The 23,914-nt window shown below is 36.9% G+C and carries 15 protein-coding genes; 9 read left to right on the top strand and 6 right to left on the bottom strand.

Going from position 1 to position 23,914, the window contains the following annotated elements:
• Positions 1 to 238: 238 nt before the first annotated feature.
• Positions 239 to 4,906: a DNA polymerase III subunit alpha gene (gene dnaE / locus IW15_RS10140; protein ID WP_034711025.1), complete on the bottom strand. Its 4,668-nt coding sequence runs from the start codon at positions 4,904 to 4,906 to the stop codon at positions 239 to 241.
• A 291-nt stretch (positions 4,907 to 5,197) separates the two neighbouring features.
• Here dnaE and IW15_RS10135 point away from each other — a divergent pair, with 291 nt between their 5' ends.
• The 3 genes from IW15_RS10135 (at position 5,198) to IW15_RS10125 (ending at position 10,723) form a co-directional block, all read left to right on the top strand.
• Positions 5,198 to 7,333: a S8 family peptidase gene (locus IW15_RS10135; RefSeq protein WP_034711024.1), complete on the top strand. Its 2,136-nt coding sequence runs from the start codon at positions 5,198 to 5,200 to the stop codon at positions 7,331 to 7,333.
• Between the two features lie 76 nt (positions 7,334 to 7,409).
• Positions 7,410 to 9,482, top strand: coding sequence for an alpha-ketoacid dehydrogenase subunit alpha/beta (locus tag IW15_RS10130; protein WP_034711023.1), 2,073 nt, complete (start codon positions 7,410 to 7,412; stop codon positions 9,480 to 9,482).
• A gap of 215 nt (positions 9,483 to 9,697) precedes the next feature.
• Complete coding sequence (locus tag IW15_RS10125) at positions 9,698 to 10,723, top strand: bestrophin family protein (protein ID WP_034711022.1); 1,026 nt, start codon at positions 9,698 to 9,700, stop codon at positions 10,721 to 10,723.
• 1 nt (position 10,724) lies between these two features.
• Here the strand turns inward: IW15_RS10125 and IW15_RS10120 are convergent, their stop codons facing one another.
• Positions 10,725 to 11,183: an Lrp/AsnC family transcriptional regulator gene (locus IW15_RS10120; protein ID WP_034711021.1), complete on the bottom strand. Its 459-nt coding sequence runs from the start codon at positions 11,181 to 11,183 to the stop codon at positions 10,725 to 10,727.
• Positions 11,184 to 11,340: 157 nt separating this feature from the next.
• Between IW15_RS10120 and IW15_RS10115 the strand changes: the two genes are divergently transcribed.
• Positions 11,341 to 12,570, top strand: a complete 1,230-nt coding sequence (locus tag IW15_RS10115; RefSeq protein WP_034711020.1) for an aminotransferase class I/II-fold pyridoxal phosphate-dependent enzyme — start codon at positions 11,341 to 11,343, stop codon at positions 12,568 to 12,570.
• Between the two features lie 36 nt (positions 12,571 to 12,606).
• Here the strand turns inward: IW15_RS10115 and IW15_RS10110 are convergent, their stop codons facing one another.
• Together IW15_RS10110 and IW15_RS10105 are read right to left on the bottom strand one after the other, a co-directional pair.
• Entirely contained in the window at positions 12,607 to 13,611 is a 1,005-nt protein-coding gene (locus IW15_RS10110; protein WP_034711018.1) for a glycosyltransferase, read from the bottom strand.
• A gap of 231 nt (positions 13,612 to 13,842) precedes the next feature.
• Positions 13,843 to 15,006, bottom strand: coding sequence for a THUMP domain-containing class I SAM-dependent RNA methyltransferase (locus tag IW15_RS10105; protein WP_034711015.1), 1,164 nt, complete (start codon positions 15,004 to 15,006; stop codon positions 13,843 to 13,845).
• A gap of 207 nt (positions 15,007 to 15,213) precedes the next feature.
• On the opposite strand from IW15_RS10105, the gene IW15_RS10100 reads away from it, so the two are divergent.
• Together IW15_RS10100 and IW15_RS10095 are read left to right on the top strand one after the other, a co-directional pair.
• Complete coding sequence (locus tag IW15_RS10100) at positions 15,214 to 15,942, top strand: SAM-dependent methyltransferase (protein WP_034711013.1); 729 nt, start codon at positions 15,214 to 15,216, stop codon at positions 15,940 to 15,942.
• Complete coding sequence (locus IW15_RS10095; protein ID WP_034711111.1) at positions 15,942 to 16,667, top strand: ZIP family metal transporter; 726 nt, start codon at positions 15,942 to 15,944, stop codon at positions 16,665 to 16,667. Before IW15_RS10100 ends, IW15_RS10095 begins: the two co-directional genes overlap by 1 nt.
• Before the next feature lie 89 nt (positions 16,668 to 16,756).
• Here IW15_RS10095 and IW15_RS10090 read toward each other — a convergent pair whose 3' ends face one another.
• Together IW15_RS10090 and IW15_RS10085 are read right to left on the bottom strand one after the other, a co-directional pair.
• Positions 16,757 to 18,160, bottom strand: coding sequence for an OmpP1/FadL family transporter (locus tag IW15_RS10090; protein ID WP_034711009.1), 1,404 nt, complete (start codon positions 18,158 to 18,160; stop codon positions 16,757 to 16,759).
• A 30-nt stretch (positions 18,161 to 18,190) separates the two neighbouring features.
• On the bottom strand, positions 18,191 to 19,228 hold the full coding sequence (locus tag IW15_RS10085) for a hypothetical protein (protein ID WP_034711007.1): 1,038 nt from the start codon (positions 19,226 to 19,228) through the stop codon (positions 18,191 to 18,193).
• 144 nt (positions 19,229 to 19,372) lie between these two features.
• On the opposite strand from IW15_RS10085, the gene proS reads away from it, so the two are divergent.
• The 3 genes from proS to IW15_RS10070 all read left to right on the top strand — a co-directional run bounded on the left by proS (position 19,373) and on the right by IW15_RS10070 (position 23,721).
• Positions 19,373 to 20,848 (top strand): proline--tRNA ligase, encoded by a 1,476-nt coding sequence (gene proS / locus IW15_RS10080; protein ID WP_034711109.1) that lies wholly within the window; start codon positions 19,373 to 19,375, stop codon positions 20,846 to 20,848.
• 118 nt (positions 20,849 to 20,966) lie between these two features.
• The gene (locus tag IW15_RS10075; RefSeq protein ID WP_034711004.1) at positions 20,967 to 22,271 is read left to right on the top strand and encodes an OmpA family protein; all 1,305 of its coding nucleotides are present in this window, start codon (positions 20,967 to 20,969) and stop codon (positions 22,269 to 22,271) included.
• 118 nt (positions 22,272 to 22,389) lie between these two features.
• Positions 22,390 to 23,721 (top strand): Nramp family divalent metal transporter, encoded by a 1,332-nt coding sequence (locus IW15_RS10070; protein ID WP_034711002.1) that lies wholly within the window; start codon positions 22,390 to 22,392, stop codon positions 23,719 to 23,721.
• Positions 23,722 to 23,914: the final 193 nt, after the last annotated feature.

Raw genomic sequence — 23,914 nt, 5'->3', positions numbered from 1 at the left:
AAAAATCAACTTTTATTACTGATAATTAAACAAACATTTGAATTAATTAAAAATATCAACAATTGTTGAATTAACTATTAAATCCTCATTTACAAATACTTAATCTAAAATTAACATACTCATAATATCAATCAATATTCTACAAGTACAGCATTTATTTTTTTTTAAATAACTCTACTTTTTTGCATAAAAAAAAGTGGCAAAAAGCCACTTTAGATATATTTTCTTTACTATTGCATTAATTTAGATAAAATTCATATTTATTAAGAAGCTGAATTTCTTTAATTAAGTCACCATTTAAGTCTACCGAATGTTTCATGGACTGAACTTCAATGTGGGTATCGTCATCATCGTTTTTAATGAAAAACTTCAACTTCTGATTTCCTTTATTTCTATCCAGAACTGTTTTGAAAAAATCAAGATCTTCAGGTCTAAAATCCATGACATCCATGACCAAAGAAATACTTTTAGCAAATCTTTCAAAGGCTTCCTGAAGTTCAATCACTTCATTTACATTTACAAAAACCCGCCCATCTTTCACCTGGGCAAATTTTATTTTTAATATAACAAATCGCTGCACTTCCAGCTTCTCTTTTAAACGCATATAATCACGGTCTCCCAACCTGAAAGAATACGACCCTGAATAATCCTCTAGTGTAAGGAAAGCTACTTTCTCTCCACTTTTAAAGCCATCCTGCACTCTGTATTCCGTAATCAGGCCGGCAACAGTATATTCTTTTCCACCGCCGCCATTTTCACGTTCTTTCTGTATCTGTTTCCAGTCCTTCTTTTTCTCTTCAAATAATTCTTCCTGCTTATTGGCAAAAGCCTGCTCTTTATAGGCATCCACTTCATCGAGGTTTAAAAAGCCAAATACTCCTTTGGGTTCAGCTTTTTTAACGACTTGTTCCAGTATTTCTTCTTCACCGGTAAGCAGTTCGTCCGACACAATTTCCAGCACGTCCGGCGATTCATCCTGTACATCCTGTTCCAGAATCGGGGCCTCATCAATAATCACTTTTTCCCCCTCTTCTTTTTCCAAAACATTCTTTTTGGAAAGCTGGCCCTGCATGAATCTGAACTGGTATTTAAAATCATCCAGCGGGTGTGCAGAAAGATAGAATCCGATAATCTCTTTTTCTTTATTAAGGGTATGCATATTCGGCCATTCGGGACAAGGTGCCAGCTTAGGCTGCTCTATCTGTACTTCTTCCGCAAAATCTGCAAAAAGAGAGTTTTCCATTTCATGCTTGCTTTCCTGGAAGCTCTGTCCGTATCTGATTAACCTTTCCAGATTGGTTCTTCCCGCCATATCAATATCAAAATACTGACCGCGATGGTACTTGTCAAGTTCATCAAAAGCTCCCGCCAGCACTAAACTTTCCGCTACTCTTTTATTCATTTGAGAAGGTGGAATTCTTTCAAAAAAATCATAAATATTTTTAAATCTTCCGTTTGACCTTTCTCTTCTGATTCCTTCACTCGGTCCTTCCCCGATTCCTTTAATCGCCCCTAATCCGAAACGGATCTGTCCTTTTTCGTTTACAGAAAATTTATATTGAGATTCATTCACATCCGGCCCCAAAACATCTACTCCAATACTTTTACAATCCTCCATGAACATGGTGATCGAATCTGTATTGTTAATGTTATTACTCATTACACTCGCCATGTATTCAGCAGGATAATTTGCCTTCAAATAGGCAGTGTGGTAAGCAATTAAGGCATAACAAGTGGAGTGAGATTTGTTGAAGGCATATTCAGCAAACGCTTTCCAGTCATTCCAGATTTTATTTAATCGGTCTTCGTCCAAGTTGTTTTTCTTACCCCCTTCAATGAATTTAGGATACATTTTATTAAGAACATCGATCTGCTTTTTACCCATTGCCTTTCTCAGCGTATCGGCTTCACCTTTTGTAAAGTTGGCTAATTTTTGGGATAAAAGCATTACCTGCTCCTGATAAACGGTAATTCCATAGGTTTCTTTTAAATACTCTTCTGTTTCCGGTAAATCGTAAACAATTTCTTCAATTCCGTGTTTTCTGTTAATAAAGTTCGGAATATATTTAATCGGACCTGGACGGTACAACGCATTCATGGCAATAAGATCGGCAAAAACCGTAGGTTTAAGCTCTCTCATGTACTTCTGCATCCCCGGACTTTCATACTGGAAAATCCCAACCGTTCGTCCTTCTTTAAATAACTGATATGTTTTGGCATCATCAAGCGGAATGGTATCCGGATCGATATCAACATTGTGTCTTTCTTTGACTAATTTTAAAGCATCTTTGATAATCGTTAAGGTACGAAGCCCCAGAAAGTCCATCTTCAGAAGTCCGGCGCTTTCTGCTACTGAGTTATCAAACTGTGACACTAAGATATCAGCATCTTTCGCTGCAATAGTCACAGGAACAAGATTACTCACATCTTCCGGAGTGATAATCACCCCACAGGCATGAATTCCTGTATTCCTGATACACCCTTCCATCTTTTTGGCGCTCGCAAGAACTCCAAAACGCGGATCTTCAGGATTACCCAGCACCATTCTCATCTCATCGACAAGCATTTGCTCTTCAGGCCGTAATTTATCGTATTTTGCTAATGCTTTAGCAATGTTCATTCCAGGTACAGATGGAATCAGCTTTGCAATATTATTGGTATCAGGAATAGGAATATCTAATACCCTTCCGGCATCTTTAATCGCAGATTTACCTCCAAGAACTGAATAGGTAATAATCTGTGCCACCTGATTTTTTCCGTATTTTTCAACTACCCATTTAATAATCCTGTCACGTCCTTCATCATCAAAATCGATATCAATATCCGGCATTGAAACCCTTTCCGGGTTCAGGAATCTCTCAAAAAGGAGATCGTATTTAATAGGGTCTACATTGGTAATTCCAATGCAGTATGCGACAGCAGATCCTGCGGCAGATCCCCTTCCGGGACCTACCCAAACACCCATATTACGGGCTTCATTACAGAAATCCTGTACAATAAGGAAGTATCCGGGATATCCGGTATTGGCAATAACGTCAAGTTCAAAATCAAGACGCTCTTTTATTTCATCTGTAATTCCGGTATCAGCATATCTTTTTTTAGCTCCTTCATAAGTCAAATAGGTCAGATAGGCCATCTCCCCTCTTTTCCCTCCATCAGCTTCGTCTTCAGCATGTAAAAATTCTTCCGGGATATCAAATTTAGGAAGGAGAACATCTCTTTTCAGTGTATAAGGACTGAATTTGGCAAAAAATTCTTCGTATGCCTCAAAGGCATCAGGATAAGCCAAAAATGTTTCTTTGATCTCATCACTGTTCTTCATATAATATTCCCCGGCGGCCAGTCCTCTTCTTTTACCGAAACCCTTTCCTACAGGGGTTGACAGCTTTTCACCATCTTTAATACAGCTTACGATATCCTGAATATTGGAATCATCCTTATTGCTGTAAAAAGTTTCGTTTTGAGCTAAAATTTTGACATTATATTTATCGGCCAGATACAATAGCACTTCATTTAAATGCTCTTCTTCAGGAAGTTTATGGTTTTGAATCTGAGCATAAAAATCATCCTGAAAAGTATCTTTCCACCATTTAAAAAGCTCTTCCCCTTTCTGCTCCCCGGTATTTAAAATAGCATCAGGAATATCTCCCAAAATACCTGAGGTTACAGCAATAAGACCTTCCTTATATTCAGCAATAAGTTCCCTGCTAATCCTTGGAACTCCGAAATAAAATCCTTTTAAAAATCCGATACTTGAAAGTTTAGCAAGGTTTTTATAGCCATTAAAATCTTTTGCCAAAAGAACGACCTGCGTTCTCCTGTCCGGATCATCTTTTGTAAACTGTTTTTGTTCGTACCGGTCTGAAATATAAAATTCGCAGCCTACCACAGGAATTAAAGGTTCAGAAACAGGTTCTGCTTCTGTAAATTCCATTCCATTCTCTTCTGCTTCCTGTTTTTTAGCGAGATATTCTTTATGTTTTTTAACCCGGTCTGAATTGGCAGATTCTACAGCGGAAACAAACTTAAAGGCTCCCATCATATTTCCCAGATCCACCATTCCTACAGCAGGAAAATTATCGTCAGAAGCCTTTTTTATTAAATCTGAAATACTGGAAGTTGCCAGCAAAGTTGAAAAAACACTGTGATTGTTGAAATTAAAATATTTACCCAGATCAATTTCATCAATACTTCCGAAATCGTTCTGCTTTTTCTTATTATTAAACTCCGCAACCTGCCTTCTGATAACAATGCTAAAAGGCTTAATAGGGTCCGGATGAAGTCTTTTAAAATATTCTAACTGATCTTCAGAAACCTTGAGTATTTCAGCAGGAATAATCCCAATCCTCATCATTTCGAAAAACACCTGAGCAGTTGCATTAACGTCAGCTGCAGCGTTATGAGCTTCATCAAATTTATGTCCGTAAAGCTTTTCGTAGAGTTCCTCCAGCTTAGGGGACTTATATCTTCCTCCTCTTCCACCTCCGAGCTGACAGTAGTTTGTACCCAAAATCATGGTATCTGCCTTCGGTTTTTGCTGAAGATTATCTTCTAAATTTTTTCTGTAAAATTCGGCACCTACGATATTGTAATCAAATTCCACATTATGTCCAGAGACCACTCTTACTTTTTTTAAGACTTCAGAAAATTTTTCTAAAATCTCTTTCAGGTCCTGTCCTTCTTCATTAGCAATTTTCGTGGTAATTCCGTGAATTCTGGCGGCATTAAAGGGAATATCATACCCTTCAGGTTTTATTATATAATCCTGGTTTTCTATCAACGTCCCATCGTCATCATGCAGCTGCCATGCGATCTGAACCATTCTTGGCCAGTTATCTGAATCCGAAAGCGGCGCGTTGAAATTTTTTGGTAAACCGGTTGTTTCTGTGTCAAAAATTAAATACATGTAATTTTCTAACTTTTTTAAAAAAGAGAATGTAAAGTTACTTCATTTTTTCTAATAATTCGACCACCCGCAGCTAGGTAAATTAATACTTTTCTTTCGTATTATCATTGACAAAATTAAAAAATATACAATTTAAATACCTCGTTCAAGATAACAAAAAAAATACAATTTAGTTAAACAAAGCTAATAAATACCCAGTAAAAACGGCAATACATCACCATAAAACATGTAATTTTAAATATTTTACCATATATTTGTTCACCTTATAATTTTAACAATTTACTAATTATTATGAAGAAATATTTACTTTTAGTCGGTACTTTGGCTATTTCGCTACTAAGTGCGCAAAATAATGAAGGTCTAAAAAGAGAGTTTGAAAGACAAAATATTGAGAACAACAAGAAGTTTGATTCTTATGTTTCTAAACGTTACGGCGCGAACAAAACAGCTGAAGTTCAAAGAGTAATTGAAGAACAGAAAAGTAATTTAGCTGGCTTTTCACCCAATGGGATACCATATTTCTATTCTCTAAATGACTTTAGACAATCTAAAAACGCTAATGCTGATTTTATACAGGATGGGCTCATCACAGGATTGACAGGATCATTTAATGGTGAAAACATTAAATTCACAATTTTTGACGGTGGAAGAATTTTTGCAGGCCATGTTTTCTTTAACAACGGGACAAATAGAATCACTAATAAAGAAGCAAACACTCTGAATTACAGCGCCCACTCTACTGGAGTTGCTGGATTTATAGGATCAAAGGATTATAATTTTACCGGTAACTTTGTTTATCAAGACGGTACTATTGCTGCTAGCTTTACAAATCTAAATATTAGAGGCGTTGCTAAAAATTCAACAATGGATTCTTACACTTTCTCTACAACCACATTGCCTGGTGATACCTCAACAAGTACAGTTTTTCAAAAAATATTGACTGCACAGCCAAAAATTTCTAACCATTCGTATGGTATTAATTCAGGATGGACAAATGACAATCCAGCCGCACCTGGAGCATGGGTCTGGAATGGGCTATATAGTGCTGGAACATCTTTTGATTTACAAGGGACTTATTACTCAAATGATCAAAGTTACGATCAAATTGTGTATAATAATCCATCTTACGTTATTGTAAAATCTTCTGGTAACTACTTTGGAATGGGACCAACAGGAAATACGGCTCCTAAATATTACAAAAATTCATCCGGAACCCCTGTATTATTTTCTGCTACAGATATTGATATACCGCAGAACAACTGCTCGTTAGGTTATGACTGTATAGGATCAGGATCACTAGCTAAAAATATTATTGTAGTAGGCGCAAATAATGTTATTACAACAAATGACGGTCGATATACTGTATCTTCAGATGTTATACATTCAGACTACAGCAGCGCAGGTCCAAGGGATGATGGAGGTATAAAGCCTGACATTTCTGCAGTAGGAACAGATGTAGTAACTGGAGCCACTGCTCAAGACACAACAGGCAGTAGTAGTATACAATACGGAAGCGGAACTTCTTATTCTGCACCTATTGTAACTGGAGTTATAGGGTTATGGACACAGATTAACAAACAACTTTTCAACAATACTGAGCTTAATGCTGCTTCTGCAAAAACGTTAATGATTCATTCAGCTTCTGAAGCAGGAAACATCGGGCCAGACCCATTATTTGGATGGGGCTTCATTAATGCTAAAAAAGGAGCAGAGTTATTAGTTGGAAAATCAAATAACACTGTTATATTTAATGATGAGACTTTAAATAATGGCATAATCAATAAAAAAACCATTAAATCTTCTGGTACAGAACCTCTTAAAGTAACTATTTCTTGGGTTGACCCGGCATATATGCTTCCTGCTAATTTAACATGGGGAGCTGCATATAACAATAGAAGTTCAAGATTAGTAAATGATTTAGATTTAAGGATTATTGACACTGTTACAAATACTATTTACTATCCTTGGAAATTAAATGCAGATTCCCCAAATACACCTGCAACAAAAGCAGACAATATAGTTGACAATGTAGAACAAGTCGTAATTGACGCTCCTGTTGCCGGCAGAAACTATAGAATTGAAATTTCAAACAAAGGAAACTTAGTTAATAATGCTGGCGCAAATGCTCCACAAAACTATTCTATCATCGCTACAGGCTATAGCCAACTAGTATTAGGAACTAATGAAATTAGTAAAACAAGCGGTATTACCGTTGCTCCTACCATCACCAAAGACATTGTAAAAGTATTGAAAGCACCTAAAAAATCTTCTTTCAATGTGTATGATTTATCTGGTAAGAAATTACAGAGTGGTGCCATCAACAACGATCAGGAATCTATTGACCTTTCTTCATACACTAAAGGAATTTATATCATTGAAGTGAAAACCGGAAATGATGTTATTTCTAAAAAAGTTATCAAGGAATAATTAATAAAATATATCAAATTATTACAAAATACTAACACTTGTTAGTATTTTGTTTTTTTATGTATATTTGCTTTCTATGGAAAATACACTTCACGAAAAAGTTTCTCAGGATATTTTGCTTAAGGCGTACAATCATATGATGCTTGCAAAGGCAATGGCCGACATCTATGAAGAAAACAGAAATATTTGTAAATATGTTCATAGTACTTCAAGAGGTCATGAAGCCATTCAGTTGGCAACAGCTTACCAGTTAAAGAAAGAAGACTGGGTTTCTCCTTATTACAGAGACGAAAGCATCCTTTTAGGTATTGGGTTTGAGCCTTATCAATTAATGCTGCAGTTATTGGCAAAAGCTGAAGACCCTTTTTCAGGAGGTAGATCATATTATTCACACCCTTCGAGCAGAGACGAAAACATGCCGAAGATCATCCATCAAAGTTCAGCTACAGGAATGCAGACTATTCCTACAACCGGTGTTGCCCAGGGAATAAAATACATTCAGGAATTCAATCTTCAACAATTTGAAAATAATCCTGTGGTTGTATGCAGCTTAGGAGATAATTCCGTGACAGAAGGTGAGGTAAGCGAGGCACTACAGTTTGCTGCATTGCACCAGCTTCCGATCATTTTTCTTGTGCAGGATAATGAATGGGGAATTTCTGTAACCAAAGAAGAAGCAAGAACATGTGATGCTTATGATTTTGTTGCAGGATTTACCGGCTTAAGCAGAATGAGAGTGGACGGCACTGATTTTACGGAAAGCTTTGAAGCCATGAAAAAGGCCGTAGATTTTGTAAGAAATGAAAGAAAACCTTTAGTCGTTTGTGCAAAAACAGTATTGATCGGCCATCATACTTCAGGGGTAAGAAGAGAATTTTACAGAGAGGAAGAAGAAATCGCAAAACATAGAGAAAAAGATCCGGGAGAAATTCTTAGAAAACAATTGCTGGATTCAGGAGCGGATGAAGAATTATTAAAACAAATCACTAAGAAAGCAAGGTTAGAAGCTGAAGAAGCTTTTGAAAAAGCTAAAAATGCAGAAGATCCAAAACCTGAAACCGTAATGCACCACATTTTCGCTCCTACTCCAGTTACGGAAGAGGTGGGAACACGTGAACCTTCTGGCGGAGAAAAAATTGTTATGGTAGATGCTGCAATTCATGCTATCCAGGAATTAATGTGGAAACATCCGGAAGCATTGCTTTACGGACAGGATGTAGGAGAAAGAATTGGAGGTGTTTTTCGTGAAACCGTTACATTAGGAAAGAAATTCGGAAATAAAAGAGTTTTTAATACCGCTATTCAGGAAGCCTATATTATCGGTTCTACCACCGGTATGAGCGCAGTAGGTTTAAAACCTATTGTAGAAGTACAGTTTGCAGATTACATCTATCCCGGTATCAACCAGCTGATTACTGAAATTTCAAAATCAAACTATTTAAGCAACGGAAAATACCCTGTTAGCAATATCATCCGTGTTCCAATAGGAGCTTACGGAGGCGGAGGCCCTTACCACAGTGGAAGTGTTGAAAGTATTTTAGCCAATATCAAAGGAATTAAAATTGCCTATCCAAGTAATGCAGCCGATTTTAAAGGATTGTTAAAAGCAGCTTACTACGATCCCAACCCGGTTATCATGTTAGAGCATAAAGGTTTATACTGGAGTAAAGTTCCTGGAACTGAAGACGCCAAAACCATAGAACCGGCAGAAGACTATATGCTACCTTTCGGAAAAGGAAAAATCATTATAGAAGCTGATAAAAATGAAGTTGAAAAAGGCCGTACCTTATTAGTAGTAACCTACGGAATGGGAGTATATTGGGCAAAAGAAGCGGCGAAAAGTTTTAATGGAAAAGTTGAAGTTATTGACCTGAGAACTTTAATTCCACTTGATGAAGAACTTGTTTTTGAAAGAGTGAAAGCTCATGGAAAATGTATCGTTCTGACAGAAGAACAGCTTAATAATTCTTTTGCGGAAGCTTTTGCACACCGTATTTCAAAAAATTGCTTCAGATATCTGGATGCTCCTGTAGAAACAATGGGATCACTCGATGTTCCCGCAGTTCCGATCAATCTGATTCTGGAAAAGGAAATGCTTCCCAACGCAGAAAAGCTCTCGAAGAAGATCGAAGAAATGCTTCAATATTAAATTCATATAAAAAATTAAAACCTCTAAATATTTTAGAGGTTTTTTTGTGTACATTTATTTAGCATAAATAGTTCCAGCTATAAATCAAATTAATAATCAAAAAACCAATGAAATAGATGAGTCGTATGACAAGAAGTAAAACTATGAGATGATGTATGATACATCAATTGGTCTCTATTTTGCTTATTCCCGTCCATTAAAACACAACATTCCTTATGATCACCACCAAATACTTCAACTATCAACAGATATTCAACCTGGCAGGCGCACATCTTATATGGCTTAGTGTATGGTGTACTGTAGTTGCCACCGTCTATTATTTCTCGAATTGGCAGTGGATGATTATTCCGTGGGTTCCCGTAGCTTTGATTGGTACTGCAGAAGCGTTTTATGTAGGTTTCAAAAATAACCAGGCTTATGACAGGCTTTGGGAAGCCAGAAAAATCTGGGGTGGCATTGTGAATTCAAGCCGGTCTTTCACGTCTATGTTGTATGCTTTCGATACAGAAAAAGGAACGATCAACGATTTAGATGAAAGGAGAAAAAAAATAGTGTACAGACACATTGCCTGGTTGTATACCTTCCGCGAACAGCTTCTGATCCCTACCGAATGGGAACACATCAGCCTTAAAAAACATTTTGGAACGGTTAACCAGAAACGCCACCGTCTCATCAAAGCAGGATTTCCGGATTATGGTAGAACTTCTATTTTTCAGCATAAATATCTCTCAGAAGAAGAATTCTCAGTGAATGGTGATTATAAAAATTTTGCCACTTATTTAATTTCCTTACAGGCTAAAGACATCAACGATTTAAAAAACAGCAACGTTATTTCAGACTTTAACCAAACGCAGCTTCAAAATTGTTTAAATGAATTCTACAATTACCAGGGACAGGCGGAAAGAATTAAAAAATTCCCTTCACCAAGACAGTTTGCCAGCACAGGATTTATTTTTAATGTCATCTTTACGATCTTACTTCCCCTTGGCCTGGTTAATGAATTCGCTAAATTAGGAGATTGGGGAATCTGGACAAGCATCCCGTTCTGTATCATTATCGGATGGATTTACATTGTTATGGAATTGGTAGGAGACTATTCCGAAAACCCTTTTTCAGGGTTAATGTTCGATATTCCTATGCTTTCTATCTGTAGAAACATTGAGATAGATCTTCTTCAGATTATGGGAGAAAATGAAGATCTGCCTGAGGCCATCTCTTCAAAAAATGGTGTTTTAATTTAAATCAGAGAACAATTGAAGTCGTATTTTTTACCTCAGAGATCATAAAAGAACTGTGGGTACTTGCAATATGCTGCAAAGTCGTTAATTTGGATAACATAAAATTACGGTAATCCGCTATGTCTTTCACTCCGATTTTCAGAATATAATCATAATCACCACTCACGTGAAAGCATTCTGTTACTTCCTGTAAAGTCATGATTTCCCGTTCAAACTGAAGCACATGCTCCTTTTTATGCTGAGTCAGCTTCACATGACATAATACGATGAAATCCCGATTGACCTTGTTTCTGTCAAGAATAGCCACGTATTTTGAAATTACCCCTGTATTTTCAAGTTTCTTTATCCGCTCATATACAGCAGTTACCGACAAACCAAGCTTGTAGGACAGCTCTTTGGTAGTTTGTTTAGCATCTTCCTGCAAAAACAGGAGCAGTTTTTTGTCAGTTTCATCTAATGCCATAGATAATTTGTTGGTTAGAATTTACATTATTCAAATATAACAAACTTTTTTTCGGTATAATTAGTTTTTAATAGTTTTATATTCTAATATTTCAAAAATAGGTTGTAATAATTCAGGAATTCATTCATTTTTAGTCCGAACAAAAAATAATACGATCATGAAAGACTTTAACGCAGCCAACGAAATACAAGATTTACAATATTTCGGTGAATTCGGCGGAGTAAACCCATCCATTTCAGACAGTTCCACTTATACTTTCCTTTCTGCTAAAACGATGTTTGATACCTTTGAAGGGAATGCAGACGGCTGTTATTTATATTCAAGGCATTCTTCCCCAATGAACCTTTATCTTTCTCAGGCATTGGCAAAACTGGAGAACACCGAAACAGCGAATGTTACCGCATCCGGTATGGGAGCAATCACTTCCGTTTTACTACAGATCTGCAAAAGTGGTGATCATATTATTTCCAGCAGAACCATTTACGGAGGTACCTATGCTTTCCTTAAAAACTTTCTTCCCCCTTTTCAAATTGAGACTACCTTTTTAGATATCAATGATTTTGAAGCGGTAGAAGCATCTATAAAGCCTACGACAAAAGTAATTTACTGTGAAAGTGTAAGCAATCCTCTTCTTGAAGTCGCTGACCTGAAAAAGCTTTCGGAAATCTGTAAAAAGCATAATCTACAGCTTATTGTTGACAATACATTCTCCCCTCTTTCTATTTCGCCTAAACTTCTAGGAGCAGATATTGTGATTCATAGTCTTACAAAATTCATTAACGGCAGCAGTGATACTGTAGGCGGTGTATATTGTGGAAGCCAGGAGTTCATCAATGATACTAAAAATGTAAATTCAGGGGCATGCATGCTGCTTGGACCTACGATGGACAGCTTCAGGTCTGCCAGTATTTTAAAGAATTTAAGAACACTGCATATCAGAATAAAGCAACACAGCCACAATGCTATGTATTTAGCTGAAAGATTTGAAAAAGACGGATTACGTGTAGTATACCCTGGTTTAAAATCACATAAAAATCATGAGTTGATGAAAAGCATGATGCATGAAGAATATGGATTCGGCGGATTATTGACTTTAGACGCAGGAACAACTGAAAAAGCCAACGAATTAATGGAACTTATGCAACAGGAAAACTTAGGCTATCTGGCGGTAAGTTTAGGATTTTATAAAACGTTGTTCTCATGCTCAGGAAGCTCAACATCTTCTGAAATTCCGGAAGAGGAGCGCGCTGAAATGGGAATCACCGATGGATTGATCAGATTCTCAATAGGATTAGATCACGATATCCAACGGACATACGAAAAGATGAAGGAATGTATGCAAACGGTAGGCATTCTCAACCATGAAACCATCTCTATATTAAACTAATTTATTGTAATAAAAGCTGTTGATTTTCATCAGCTTTTATTTTTTGTGAAAATGTTTCGGGAAAGCATCTTCAGGTTTCATTCTGAAAATATTGATCAGAATCCAGGATTTCAAAAAGCCATACCCGTAAGAAAACATTTGAATATAGGTGGAGATAACAGCCATCCCCGCAATGCTGATATTTTTAGTCACCCATAGAGCATGGAAAAGGACCAAAAAGGTATAAAGACCATATAAAGCAAGGACAATCCCTCTTCCCAGAATATAATACTCTAAAAAGCCCACAAAATAGCCTAATAAAAACAATGTAGGAAAAGCAAATGAAATTTTTACATAATTAGGATGTCTTTGGTTAAGAATAGGCCTTGCACATCCAAATTGATATACCTGCTTGGAAAACTTTCCAAAATCTACCCTGCGCTTGTGATACACTCCAATATTGTCAAAAAAAGCAGTAGTAAAACCATTTTCCCAAAGCGTCATGGAAAGATCCGGGTCCTCCCCGATTCTCATCTCAGAAAATCCGCCCACTTTTTCAAAAACCTCTTTTTTAACGCCCATATTAAAACTTCTCGGCTGAAATTTCGAAATGGAATTCTTATTTCCCCGTATTCCTCCCGTCGTAAAAACAGAGGTCATTGAGTAGGAAATCGCTTTCTGCATCAGATTAAAGCCTTTATGAGCTTTATCTGCACCACCAAATGCGTCGCAAGGCATAGTTACAATGTTTTTCTTAATATTTTCAATATAATCCTTTTCTACAATAACGTCGCTGTCTACAAAAACCAGCCATTCGCTTTCCGCTCTGCGGGATCCGTAATTTCTCGTTAAGCCAGGCCCGGAATTGTCTTTTCTGAAATATTTCACTTTCAGTATTTCTTCAAAATTACTGATGGTGGGCTTAAGATCAATAGAAGAACCATCATCCACAATTATAATTTCGAACTCCTTATCGGTTTGATGGGTTAGAGAATTCAGCAACTCGAAAAGTTCATCTCTTCGGTTGAAAATGGCAACGATAATGGAAATAGTAGGGTTCAAGTTGAAAATTTTTCAAAATTACTTATTCAGAAAAGAACGTGCAACTGTAACCTCAGTTTTATGAGAAAATTAAGGTTGTTCTTTCAATTCCTTGAATGTTTGTTAGGATCAAAATAACCCTGATTTGAAATACAAATACATCACTACAGCCGTACACAGGGCGATCAGGGAAATACAGAAAAAAATCAAAAAAGAAAAAAACCTTCCAGACCGGAAGGTTTTATAACAATTTTATTGATTTTCAATTTTATGAAGCTTTTTTGTTCCTTCATACATTTCATACTGTAAAAACCGGGTTTCAAGTTTTCCATTGAAAAGCTTGATTTTTCTTGAAGGGCGAAGACCGATTTTCTTTACCGCTTCCAGATCTGAAGAAATCAGCCAGGCTAACGTATTAGGATAGTGCGTTTTGAAAGTATCTCCAATCTTTTTATAGAAATCCTCATCATTAATGGCAATTCTTTCGTCATAAGGTGGATTGAAAACCATCAGTAATGGGAAAAGTTCTTTGGTAGACTCAAAGAAGTCCTGTTTTCTTACTTCAATGATATCCTCCATCTCTGCGGCTTCAATATTCGTTCTTGCTGCGTTCAGCATTCGGGTATCAATATCATAACCAACAATTTTACCGGTAAATTCTTTTACTCTATTCACTCTGAATTCCTTAATCTTGGTGAATAAATCAGCATCATAATTACTCCAGTTCTGGAAAGCAAAACGATGTCTGAAGATTTGAGCCGGAAGATCCAGCGCAATCATTGCCGCTTCAATCAACAACGTTCCGGAACCACACATCGGGTCAAGGAAGTTTCCTTTTCCGTCCCAGCCTGCCAGCTGAAGCATTCCGCTTGCCAGCACTTCATTGATAGGAGCCTCACCCTGTTCTTTTCTATATCCTCTTTTAAACAAAGGATCTCCTGAAGAATCCAGAGAAATGGTTACCAACTCACGGTCGATATGAAGATGGAATTTGATGTCCGGTCTTTTGGCATCTACATCCGGGCGTCTTTTATAATTATCCTGAAAATAATCCACAATGGCATCTTTCATTTTCAGGGTAACAAACTGTGAATGCTTAAATGTTTCGGAATTTACGGTTGAATCAATCGCAAATGACTGATCTACATCCATAAACTTTTCCCATTCCACTTTAAAAAGCTTGTCGTAAAACTGATGTTGGTTAAAAGCTTTAAATTCAAGAACCGGAATTAAAATTTTTAACGCAGTTCTTGCTGAATAATTAATTTTGTAAAGAAACCCAAGGTCACCTTCACAGTTTACCGCACGGTTTTTAATTTCTACGTTTTTACCGCCCAACTTTTTGATTTCTTCTGCCAAAATCGGTTCCAGACCGAAGAATGTCTTTATCTGAATCTTTAGATTTTCTGTGTCCATATTTTTAGATTAACTTAATTTCCCAATAGTTATTTTAAATCCTACAGATCAAAATAAACCACCGGAAACACTAAGAGTATTATTTTTAAACAATATCGTTTTTCTCTATCGTTTTGTTTCAATTTATAATTCCTTTAAAACTAAACATTTACTGTATTTAAAGGACATATTTCTTTTTTAGACTGCAAATTTAGTTATTTTTGCATTATGGAATGGTTTGAATCTTGGTTTGATACACCTTATTATCATTTGCTTTATAGTAACAGAGACTATACGGAAGCAGAAAACTTCATTACAAAACTCACTGCGGAGCTTCAGCTGCCGCCTTCTTCCAAGATCATTGACCTGGCTTGTGGAAAGGGAAGACACTCGGTTTTCCTTAATAAATTAGGCTACGATGTTCTTGGATTGGACCTTTCCAGACAGAGTATAGAATTCGATAAACAGTTTGAAAATCAGACCCTTCTTTTTCATGTTCACGATATGAGAAATCCTATCGAGACTGATCCGATGGATGCTGTTTTTAACTTATTTACAAGTTTTGGATATTTTGACAATGAAAATGATGACAAAAAAGTTTTCCAGTCGGTATATAATTCTTTAAAACCCGGCGGTTATTTTGTGTTGGATTATCTGAATGAAAAATATGTAAGAAATAACATCGTTGCAGAATCTTTGGTAACCCGCGGTGGTATTGATTTTAAAATTCTCAAAAAAATTGAGGGAAGACATATTGTTAAAGATATTCGTTTCGAAACGGAAGGTAAGTCTTTTCATTTTTTCGAAAAAGTAAAACTTCATACGCTGGAGGCCATCAACTCTTATGCATCAGAATGTGGTTTTGAAAGGATAAAAATTTGGGGAAATTATCAGCTGAATGAATTTGAGAAAGAAAACTCTCCGCGTTGCATCAATTTATTTAAGAAAAAGGCATGATAACAGTTTTTTTACTGATTTTAAGCGTCATTGCAGGAGTATTTCTTGGAAAACATTTTGGTAAAAAAGAAAAACTTGCAAAAAACCTGTTAGTTTTAAGCGCAGGATTTCTGATCACCATCTGTCTCAATGAAGTATTTCCGCAGGTATATGCTTCCGAAGAAAGCAGTAATTTAGGAATTTTCGTGATTGCTGGAGTCCTTCTTCAGATGATTCTGGAAGCTTTGACAAAAGGATTTGAGCACGGGCATTTTCATCATCACAGTGAGCACAATATTCTTCCTATTGCTTTAATGGTGGGGTTATTTGTGCACGCTTTTATTGAAGGAATTCCCCTAGCGAACGAAAAGGAAGCTTTATCTCCTTATCTTTTAGGAATCGTTTTTCATAATCTTCCGATCTCGTTTATTCTGGGTGCTTTCTTATTCAACAGAAAAAATGAATCTAAAAGTTCACCTTATCCATCATTGCTGATCGTTGCATTATTTGCCCTTGCCTCACCTATGGGAATGCTTCTGGGTAATTATTTCAATCCTAATCTGCAGCCATATTTTCTTGCTATTGTGGGTGGAATCTTCCTGCATATTTCTTCAGTGATTATTTTTGAAAGCAACAAGAATCATAATATAGACTGGGTAAAAATCGGATTGGTCATCCTTGGGGTTTCTCTAGCCCTGATCATGCATCTTTTCCATCATCATCCTGCTGCAGGACATCTTCATTAAAATTAAACCATTATATTATTGACAATAAAAAAGCTCCGAATGAAATCATTCGGAGCCTCAATTTAATCACTCATTACACAAGCTGGAAATTAGAATTTCCAACCGAATGTAAGGAAGAAGTTATTTCTGCTGTTTTTCACATCAGAGACAGCGTAAGAATCGCTGGTCACAATATTGCTTGGTGAATAGTAAGCAGAATCTGTATTACCATTAAGCACACCTCTCAAAAATGGATTGCTGTACTTAGATGTTATATTCTGATAAGAAGCATCTACATAAAAAGACTTGAAATCATATCCTAAACCAAATGACAGTAAGTTTCTGTTATTAAGGATAAGATTATTATAAGATTGATCTACAGAAGAAGTTCCCGCATCATTAAATCTGCTGATTGTTAAAGCATCAAATGGACTGGATACAAATGAATATCCACCTCTTACTCTAAACTGCTTTATTCTGTACTCCCCTCCTATTCTTACTTCTGATAAATTCTTGTAATTATCTTTGAAGAAATCATTCAATTCTGTTTCTGCACCTCCGTCTACTCTGTATTTAGGTTTTGTTAACCCAAGTGTATAGTCTACGTTTAAAGAGAAGTTTTTACTGGCTACAAAAGCAGCACTTACGGTTGCTTTAAGCGGAGAAGTAAACCTTCTTCCCTCATAAGCCATATCATCACCTAAATTAGCATCATTGTAGAAATTATAATTTCTGTCGATCGTCCAGAAAGTAGGCGTTTCAATCGCTGCTCCAACTCTGAAATTAGGATTCAGCTTACCAATTACCCCAAGGGTTGCTGAAAAACCTGAAGATCTTTCAAAATAGGGAGTATTCTGCTTGCTGAAATATTCCGTAGAACCATTCTGAAGAGAATTGAATGCAGCTGTATCATATTGGTCAATAGAAGCATTGAAGAAATTCAAGCCTGCTCCAACATAGACACTGTGGTTATAATTCGCTCCAACACCGAAACTTGTTTTAGACAAGTATCCATATCTGTTATAGGCATGCCCGGAAAGTGAAGAACTTTTATTCGTATCAAAATCATAGATCAGGTTACTGTTTCCCGGAGACTCTACATAATTGTCAAGAGACTGATTGGAATAATTTACTCCGACATTAATGAATTTCCATCCTGTTTCAGTCATCAAAGGAAAAGTAAGCACACCTCCTACGTTTCCAAGATCTGTATTGGTCTTGCTATAATTAATGGATGAACCTGCCCATGCAGAAGTGTTTTTATTCCCACTTACAGACAATGTTCCTGAAATTTCACCTGAAATAGCAACTCCCAAACCGGCAGGGTTGGTAAGCAGGGAACTGGCGTCCCCACCTAGTGCCCCATTGGATCCGGCCATAGCATTAAATTTAGCCGATCCCACCATAGGAGTACTGGAATATGCATCTACAGTATTTCTTATCACAGAAACATCCTGAGCCTGCGCATAAAATGCAGCAGCAACACTCATTAATACTAAAGATTTTTTTAACATTATTTTTTAAATAGTTATTAAGTTTGAAAATTATCTACCACCTCTGAAGCCGCCACCGCCGCCGCCGGATCTCATACCACCGCCGCCGCCTGAAGAACCACCTCTGAAGCCACCACCTGAATTGAAGCCTCCGCTAGATCTGAATCCTCCGTTATCATTGGATCTGAAGCCGCCATCATTTCTGTATCTAGGCTGTTGTTGCTGGTTGTTATAATTATAATTTGGTCTTGTCTGTTGTGTAGAGTTACGGAATCCCCCAGATTGCCCTTGCTGATTTCTAAATCCACCATTATAATTACCTTGCTGTCTGAAACCACCATTGGTATTGGTATTTCTAAAACCACCGCCATTATTTCTGAAACCGGCTGTATTATTTTTATAGATAGAGTTCGTCAGACCTGGATTATTTCTGTTAAATCCACCTCCTTCAGCACCACTTCTTCTGTAGATAGGTCTGTTGTAATATCCGTTACCCCAGTATCCGCCATTCCATCCCCAGTATGGGTTATAGTATCCACCACCCCAATAAGGATTGCCCCAACCATAATATCCGCCCCAGTAAGGATTTCCCCAGCCATAAGAACCACCCCAGCCCCATCCGAATGAGCTACCCCATCCGAAAGACATGCCTAGGCCCCAGCCTCCGTTCCATCCCCAGTAAGGGTTGTAACCACCGTAGTATCCCCAAGGACTACCCCAGTTATTATTGTAAACATTGGTTTGGGATCCTGCAAAATTCCCCCAGTCGGAATCTGTTGCGTTTGTATTCCAGTTATTATCACTCCAAGTATTATATCTGTTATCCTGCTCTTTAGAATTGGCTTGCGCGTTCTGAATGATATTAGAGTCCTGATAATAATCATAATATTGACCTACTCTGTTTCCGCCATCATTGATAATTACGCCTTCAGGTAGTGTATCTTTATTCGGGTCATAATAAACCCCATCAGTCTCGCTATACCCTCCCATCTGAGCACCACAAGACATAAGCAATAATCCGCTTGATATGGCTAAAATCCCTTTAGATCTTAACACACCGAGCAAATTTTTATGTATATTTCTTTTCATGATAACGTAAAAATTTTTAAATTAAATTATATTTGCAATGTGTACCAAAAATGTACCAAAACACTGATTAAAAAATCTATCAAAAATAGAGTTTTATTTTTAGATAACAATAATAGGAAAAAGTTAAAAAAATTAAAAAAAATAATGGCAAAATTAACCTCAAGAAGCGAAGATTACAGCAAATGGTATAATGAGTTGGTGGTAAAGGCTGACTTAGCTGAAAACTCTGGAGTGCGAGGATGCATGGTTATTAAACCATACGGCTATGCAATCTGGGAAAAAATGCGTGATGAAATGGACAGAAAATTCAAGGAGACAGGTCACGTTAATGCTTATTTCCCGCTTTTTGTGCCCAAAAGCTTGTTTGAGGCAGAGGAAAAAAATGCTGCCGGTTTTGCAAAAGAATGTGCTGTGGTTACCCATTACAGATTAAAAACAGATCCAAACAACCCTGCAAAACTTATCGTTGATCCGGATGCTAAATTAGAAGAAGAACTTATCGTTCGTCCTACATCAGAAGCAATTATCTGGAGCACCTATAAAAACTGGATTCAATCGTACAGAGATCTTCCTATATTAATTAATCAATGGGCCAATGTGGTTCGTTGGGAAATGAGAACCCGTTTATTTTTAAGAACGGCAGAATTCTTATGGCAGGAAGGGCACACCGCTCATGCTACAAAGGATGAAGCGGTAGAAGAAGCAGAAAAAATGAATAAAGTGTATGCAGATTTTGCAGAAAACTTTATGGCAATGCCTGTGATTCAAGGGGTAAAAACACCATCTGAAAGATTTGCGGGAGCTGATGAAACTTATTGTATTGAAGCTTTAATGCAGGACGGAAAAGCACTTCAGGCAGGAACTTCTCACTTCTTAGGACAGAATTTCGCCAAAGCTTTTGATGTAAAATTCACGAACAAAGAAGGAAAAATTGAGCACGCATGGGCAACATCATGGGGAACTTCTACCCGTTTGATGGGAGCTTTAATCATGACCCATTCTGATGATTTCGGATTGGTACTTCCTCCTACACTGGCACCTATCCAGGTGGTAATTGTTCCTATCTTTAAAGGTGATGAACAGCTTAACCAGATCAGCGAGGTTGCTTTAGACATCCAGGCTAAACTAAGAGCTAAAGGTATTTCTGTGAAATTTGATAATGACACTCAGAATAAACCGGGTTGGAAATTCGCTGAATACGAATTAAAAGGGGTTCCTGTAAGAATTGCCATCGGACCGAAAGATTTAGAGAATAAATCTATAGAAATTGCAAGAAGAGACAATCTTACCAAAGAAGTACGTTCTATTGACGGTGTGGATGTTTACATTGAAGAGTTATTAAAAACTATTCAGAAAGATATTTACAATAAAGCACTCAACTTTAGAAATGACAGCATTACAAAAGTTGACACATATGAAGAGTTTAAAAAAGTGCTGGAAGAAAAAGGAGGATTCATCTATGCCCATTGGGATGGAACCGCTGAAGAAGAGGAACAAATCAAAGAAGAAACCAAGGCAACTATCAGATGTATTCCTTCAGATAATGATGTTGAGGCAGGTGTTTCGCTGATTTCAGGAAAACCCTCTGAAAGACGTGTACTATTCGCAAAAGCGTATTAATAATTTTAATGATTTCTAAAAATTTCATTAAAATTTCAATAAATAATCAAAAAAAATGACATTTGGACAGATTTTTGTTTAAATTTATATCAACATTAATCTAAAAAATAAATTTATTATGTCTTTAAATGTCATTGATTTAATTAAAGGACAATTAGGTCCCGCTTTAGTTTCACAAGCAGCATCTCAATTAGGAGAAAGTGAATCTGGTATTTCAAAAGCAATTGGAGGTTTACTGCCTGCAGTTGTGGGAGGATTAGCAAACAATGCGGATCATCCAGGAGTTTTAGATGCAATTACGAATGCTTCATCCAGCGGAATTTTAGGAAATTTATTAGGAGGTTCTTCTAATAATCCTATTATCTCTACTTTGTTGTCATCTCTTTTTGGTGATAAGCTTGGTGGATTGGTCAATTCGATTGCTTCTTTCTCAGGAATCAGCAATGGTTCTGCAAGTTCTTTGTTAAGCCTTGTAACAGGAGCAACAGCAGGAACTGTTGGAAAATATGCAGCCGATAATAACCTGGATAAATCTGGTATTTCAAATTTATTGAGCAGCCAGAAAGGTATTATCTCTACATTATTGCCAGCCGGGCTTTCTCTAGCATCGTTAAATATTGGCGACTGGGCTAAAGGATACAAGTTTGATAATGATAACGACGCTATAAAAACGCCGGTTGGAGAACCTAAAATAGACGTTACAAGAAGTACAACACCTACAGGAACTAATCCTGATAGAAATAATAACGAAGGCGGAGGTTCAATCTGGAAATGGTTGCTTCCGCTTTTATTGCTAATTGCTGCCGGATATTTCCTTTGGAAGCAATGTGAGAAAAAACAGACTACCACTACAACCACTGCTGCTGATTCAACAGGATCACACACAGATACAGCGTCAACCGCAGTTGCCCCAAGTGATAAAACAGGAACTGCTGTAGCCACTGCTAAAACTGATGAGAACATTGATTTAAATGGGGTTGCACTTAAAGGGTATAAAGGTGGAATGGAAGATCAGATGATTACTTTCTTAAAATCTGGAAATTACAAAAATGCAGCTGATGACAGTGCTTTAAAAGATACCTGGTATGATTTTGACCACGTTAATTTTAAAATGGGTAGTGCTACAGATTTAGAAGCAGGTTCTCAAGGACAGCTTGACAATCTTGTAGCTATCTTAAAAGCTTTCCCTGAAGCTAAAATTAAAATTGGTGGTTACACTGATAAAGTAGGTAACGAAGCATCTAACATTAAATTATCTAAATCAAGAGCTGAGTTTATCAAAGGTGCTTTAGCAAAAGCAGGAGTTGGTGCTCAGGTTTTAGAAGCTGAAGGATACGGAAGCAAATTTGCTAAAGTAGATCCTAAAGCATCAGATGCTGAAAGAGCTGCTGACAGAAAAATGTCTGTACGATTTGCAAAATAATTATAAACACCCAATACTTAAATCCCGAAAATATTTTCGGGATTTTTTTTGGTCTTAGTTTTTATATTTTCATTTATTTAATTACATTTGTTAGACATTTCTAACATTCACATTATTTATGAATCTCAACTTAAAGAGCGCTTGGCGAAAAGATAAAACTTCACATTCATTACCAGAGGTTTATTCTTCCATTAAGGTACCGGTAAAAGGGAGTTTTTGGAGAAAATACCTAGCCTTTGCGGGGCCCGGACTGATGATTGCCGTTGGATACATGGACCCGGGAAACTGGGCAACGGATATTGCCGGAGGAGCGCAGTTTGGCTATACTCTACTTTCTGTTATTCTTATTTCCAACCTTTTTGCCATGGTTTTACAACATTTATCTGTAAAACTTGGTGTGGTTGCAGAAAGAGATCTTGCACAGGCATGCAGAGATCATTTTAATCCTACCACCAATTTTATTCTCTGGATATTATGTGAAATTGCTATTGCAGCCTGTGATCTCGCTGAAGTCATCGGTTCTGCGATCGCCCTGAACCTTCTGTTTCATATTCCTCTTACCTGGGGAATTGTGATAACTACTGTTGATGTTCTTATTATCTTATTACTCCAGGCAAAAGGGTTTCGATGGATAGAAAGTATTGTGGGCGGCCTTATTTTTATTATTTTATCCTGTTTTTTATACGAAATTATTATTTCAAAACCGGCTATCAATGAGATTTTAGGGGGATTAATTCCTCAGAAAGAAATTATCCAGAATCCTGCGATGCTTTATATTGCCATTGGGATCCTGGGAGCCACTGTTATGCCTCACAACCTGTATCTTCACAGCAGTATTGTTCAGACCAGAGACTATCCACGCGATAGAGAAGGAAAAAAGGAAGCTATTAAATTTGCTACTTTAGACAGTACTGTTTCACTATTGCTGGCGTTTTTCATTAATGCAGCAATTCTTATTCTGGCTGCAGCTACTTTTCACACGACCGGCAATGAACATGTTGCAGATATCCATGATGCTTATAAAATGCTGACGCCTATATTGGGTGCTTCGATGGCCAGTATAGCATTTGCCATCGCTTTGCTTGCTTCAGGTCAAAATTCCACGCTTACCGGAACCCTGGCCGGACAGATCGTAATGGAAGGCTTCTTAAACATAAGGTTAAAACCCTGGCTCAGAAGGTTAATTACCAGACTTATCGCTGTAATTCCTGCCTTAATTGTAGCTATTTTATATGGGGAAGAAGGAACTACCAACCTATTGGTTTTAAGTCAGGTGATCTTATCTATGCAATTGAGCTTTGCTGTAGTTCCATTGGTGATGTTTACGAATGACAAAGCAAAAATGGGTGAATTTGTAAATAAACCTGTTTTAAAAGTATGTGTATGGATCATTTCATTCATCATCATTATTTTAAATCTTTACCTGCTTTATCAGACTTTTGCAGACTAACAATAACTGTACACATCAAGATTCACTATGGATTCATTCATTGATTCTATAAAAAAAACGGTTTCATTATAACCTTCAGTAACGGCTGAAAGGGTATATAATCCATGTAATTTTTTCACAAAATAAAAAATAAACTGCCTTAATGTCTTAATTTTTCATTTGGCAAAGTCTTTGCCAAACACACCTGTAAATA

Origin of the sequence: Chryseobacterium soli, assembly GCF_000737705.1 — a bacterium.
Taxonomy (GTDB): domain Bacteria; phylum Bacteroidota; class Bacteroidia; order Flavobacteriales; family Weeksellaceae; genus Chryseobacterium; species Chryseobacterium soli.
This window is presented reverse-complemented; position numbering and strand designations above follow the sequence as displayed.

Excerpts from the sequence above, each read along its gene's own strand:
- IW15_RS10130 (WP_034711023.1), top strand. The coding sequence starts at position 7,410 with ATGGAAAATACACTTCACGAAAAAGTTTCTCAGGATATTTTGCTTAAG.
- IW15_RS10125 (WP_034711022.1), top strand. The coding sequence starts at position 9,698 with ATGATCACCACCAAATACTTCAACTATCAACAGATATTCAACCTGGCA.
- IW15_RS10105 (WP_034711015.1), bottom strand. The coding sequence starts at position 15,006 with ATGGACACAGAAAATCTAAAGATTCAGATAAAGACATTCTTCGGTCTG.
- IW15_RS10085 (WP_034711007.1), bottom strand. The coding sequence starts at position 19,228 with ATGAAAAGAAATATACATAAAAATTTGCTCGGTGTGTTAAGATCTAAA.
- dnaE (WP_034711025.1), bottom strand. The coding sequence starts at position 4,906 with ATGTATTTAATTTTTGACACAGAAACAACCGGTTTACCAAAAAATTTC.
- IW15_RS10090 (WP_034711009.1), bottom strand. The coding sequence starts at position 18,160 with ATGTTAAAAAAATCTTTAGTATTAATGAGTGTTGCTGCTGCATTTTAT.
- proS (WP_034711109.1), top strand. The coding sequence starts at position 19,373 with ATGGCAAAATTAACCTCAAGAAGCGAAGATTACAGCAAATGGTATAAT.
- IW15_RS10115 (WP_034711020.1), top strand. The coding sequence starts at position 11,341 with ATGAAAGACTTTAACGCAGCCAACGAAATACAAGATTTACAATATTTC.
- IW15_RS10070 (WP_034711002.1), top strand. The coding sequence starts at position 22,390 with ATGAATCTCAACTTAAAGAGCGCTTGGCGAAAAGATAAAACTTCACAT.
- IW15_RS10075 (WP_034711004.1), top strand. The coding sequence starts at position 20,967 with ATGTCTTTAAATGTCATTGATTTAATTAAAGGACAATTAGGTCCCGCT.
- IW15_RS10120 (WP_034711021.1), bottom strand. The coding sequence starts at position 11,183 with ATGGCATTAGATGAAACTGACAAAAAACTGCTCCTGTTTTTGCAGGAA.
- IW15_RS10135 (WP_034711024.1), top strand. The coding sequence starts at position 5,198 with ATGAAGAAATATTTACTTTTAGTCGGTACTTTGGCTATTTCGCTACTA.
- IW15_RS10100 (WP_034711013.1), top strand. The coding sequence starts at position 15,214 with ATGGAATGGTTTGAATCTTGGTTTGATACACCTTATTATCATTTGCTT.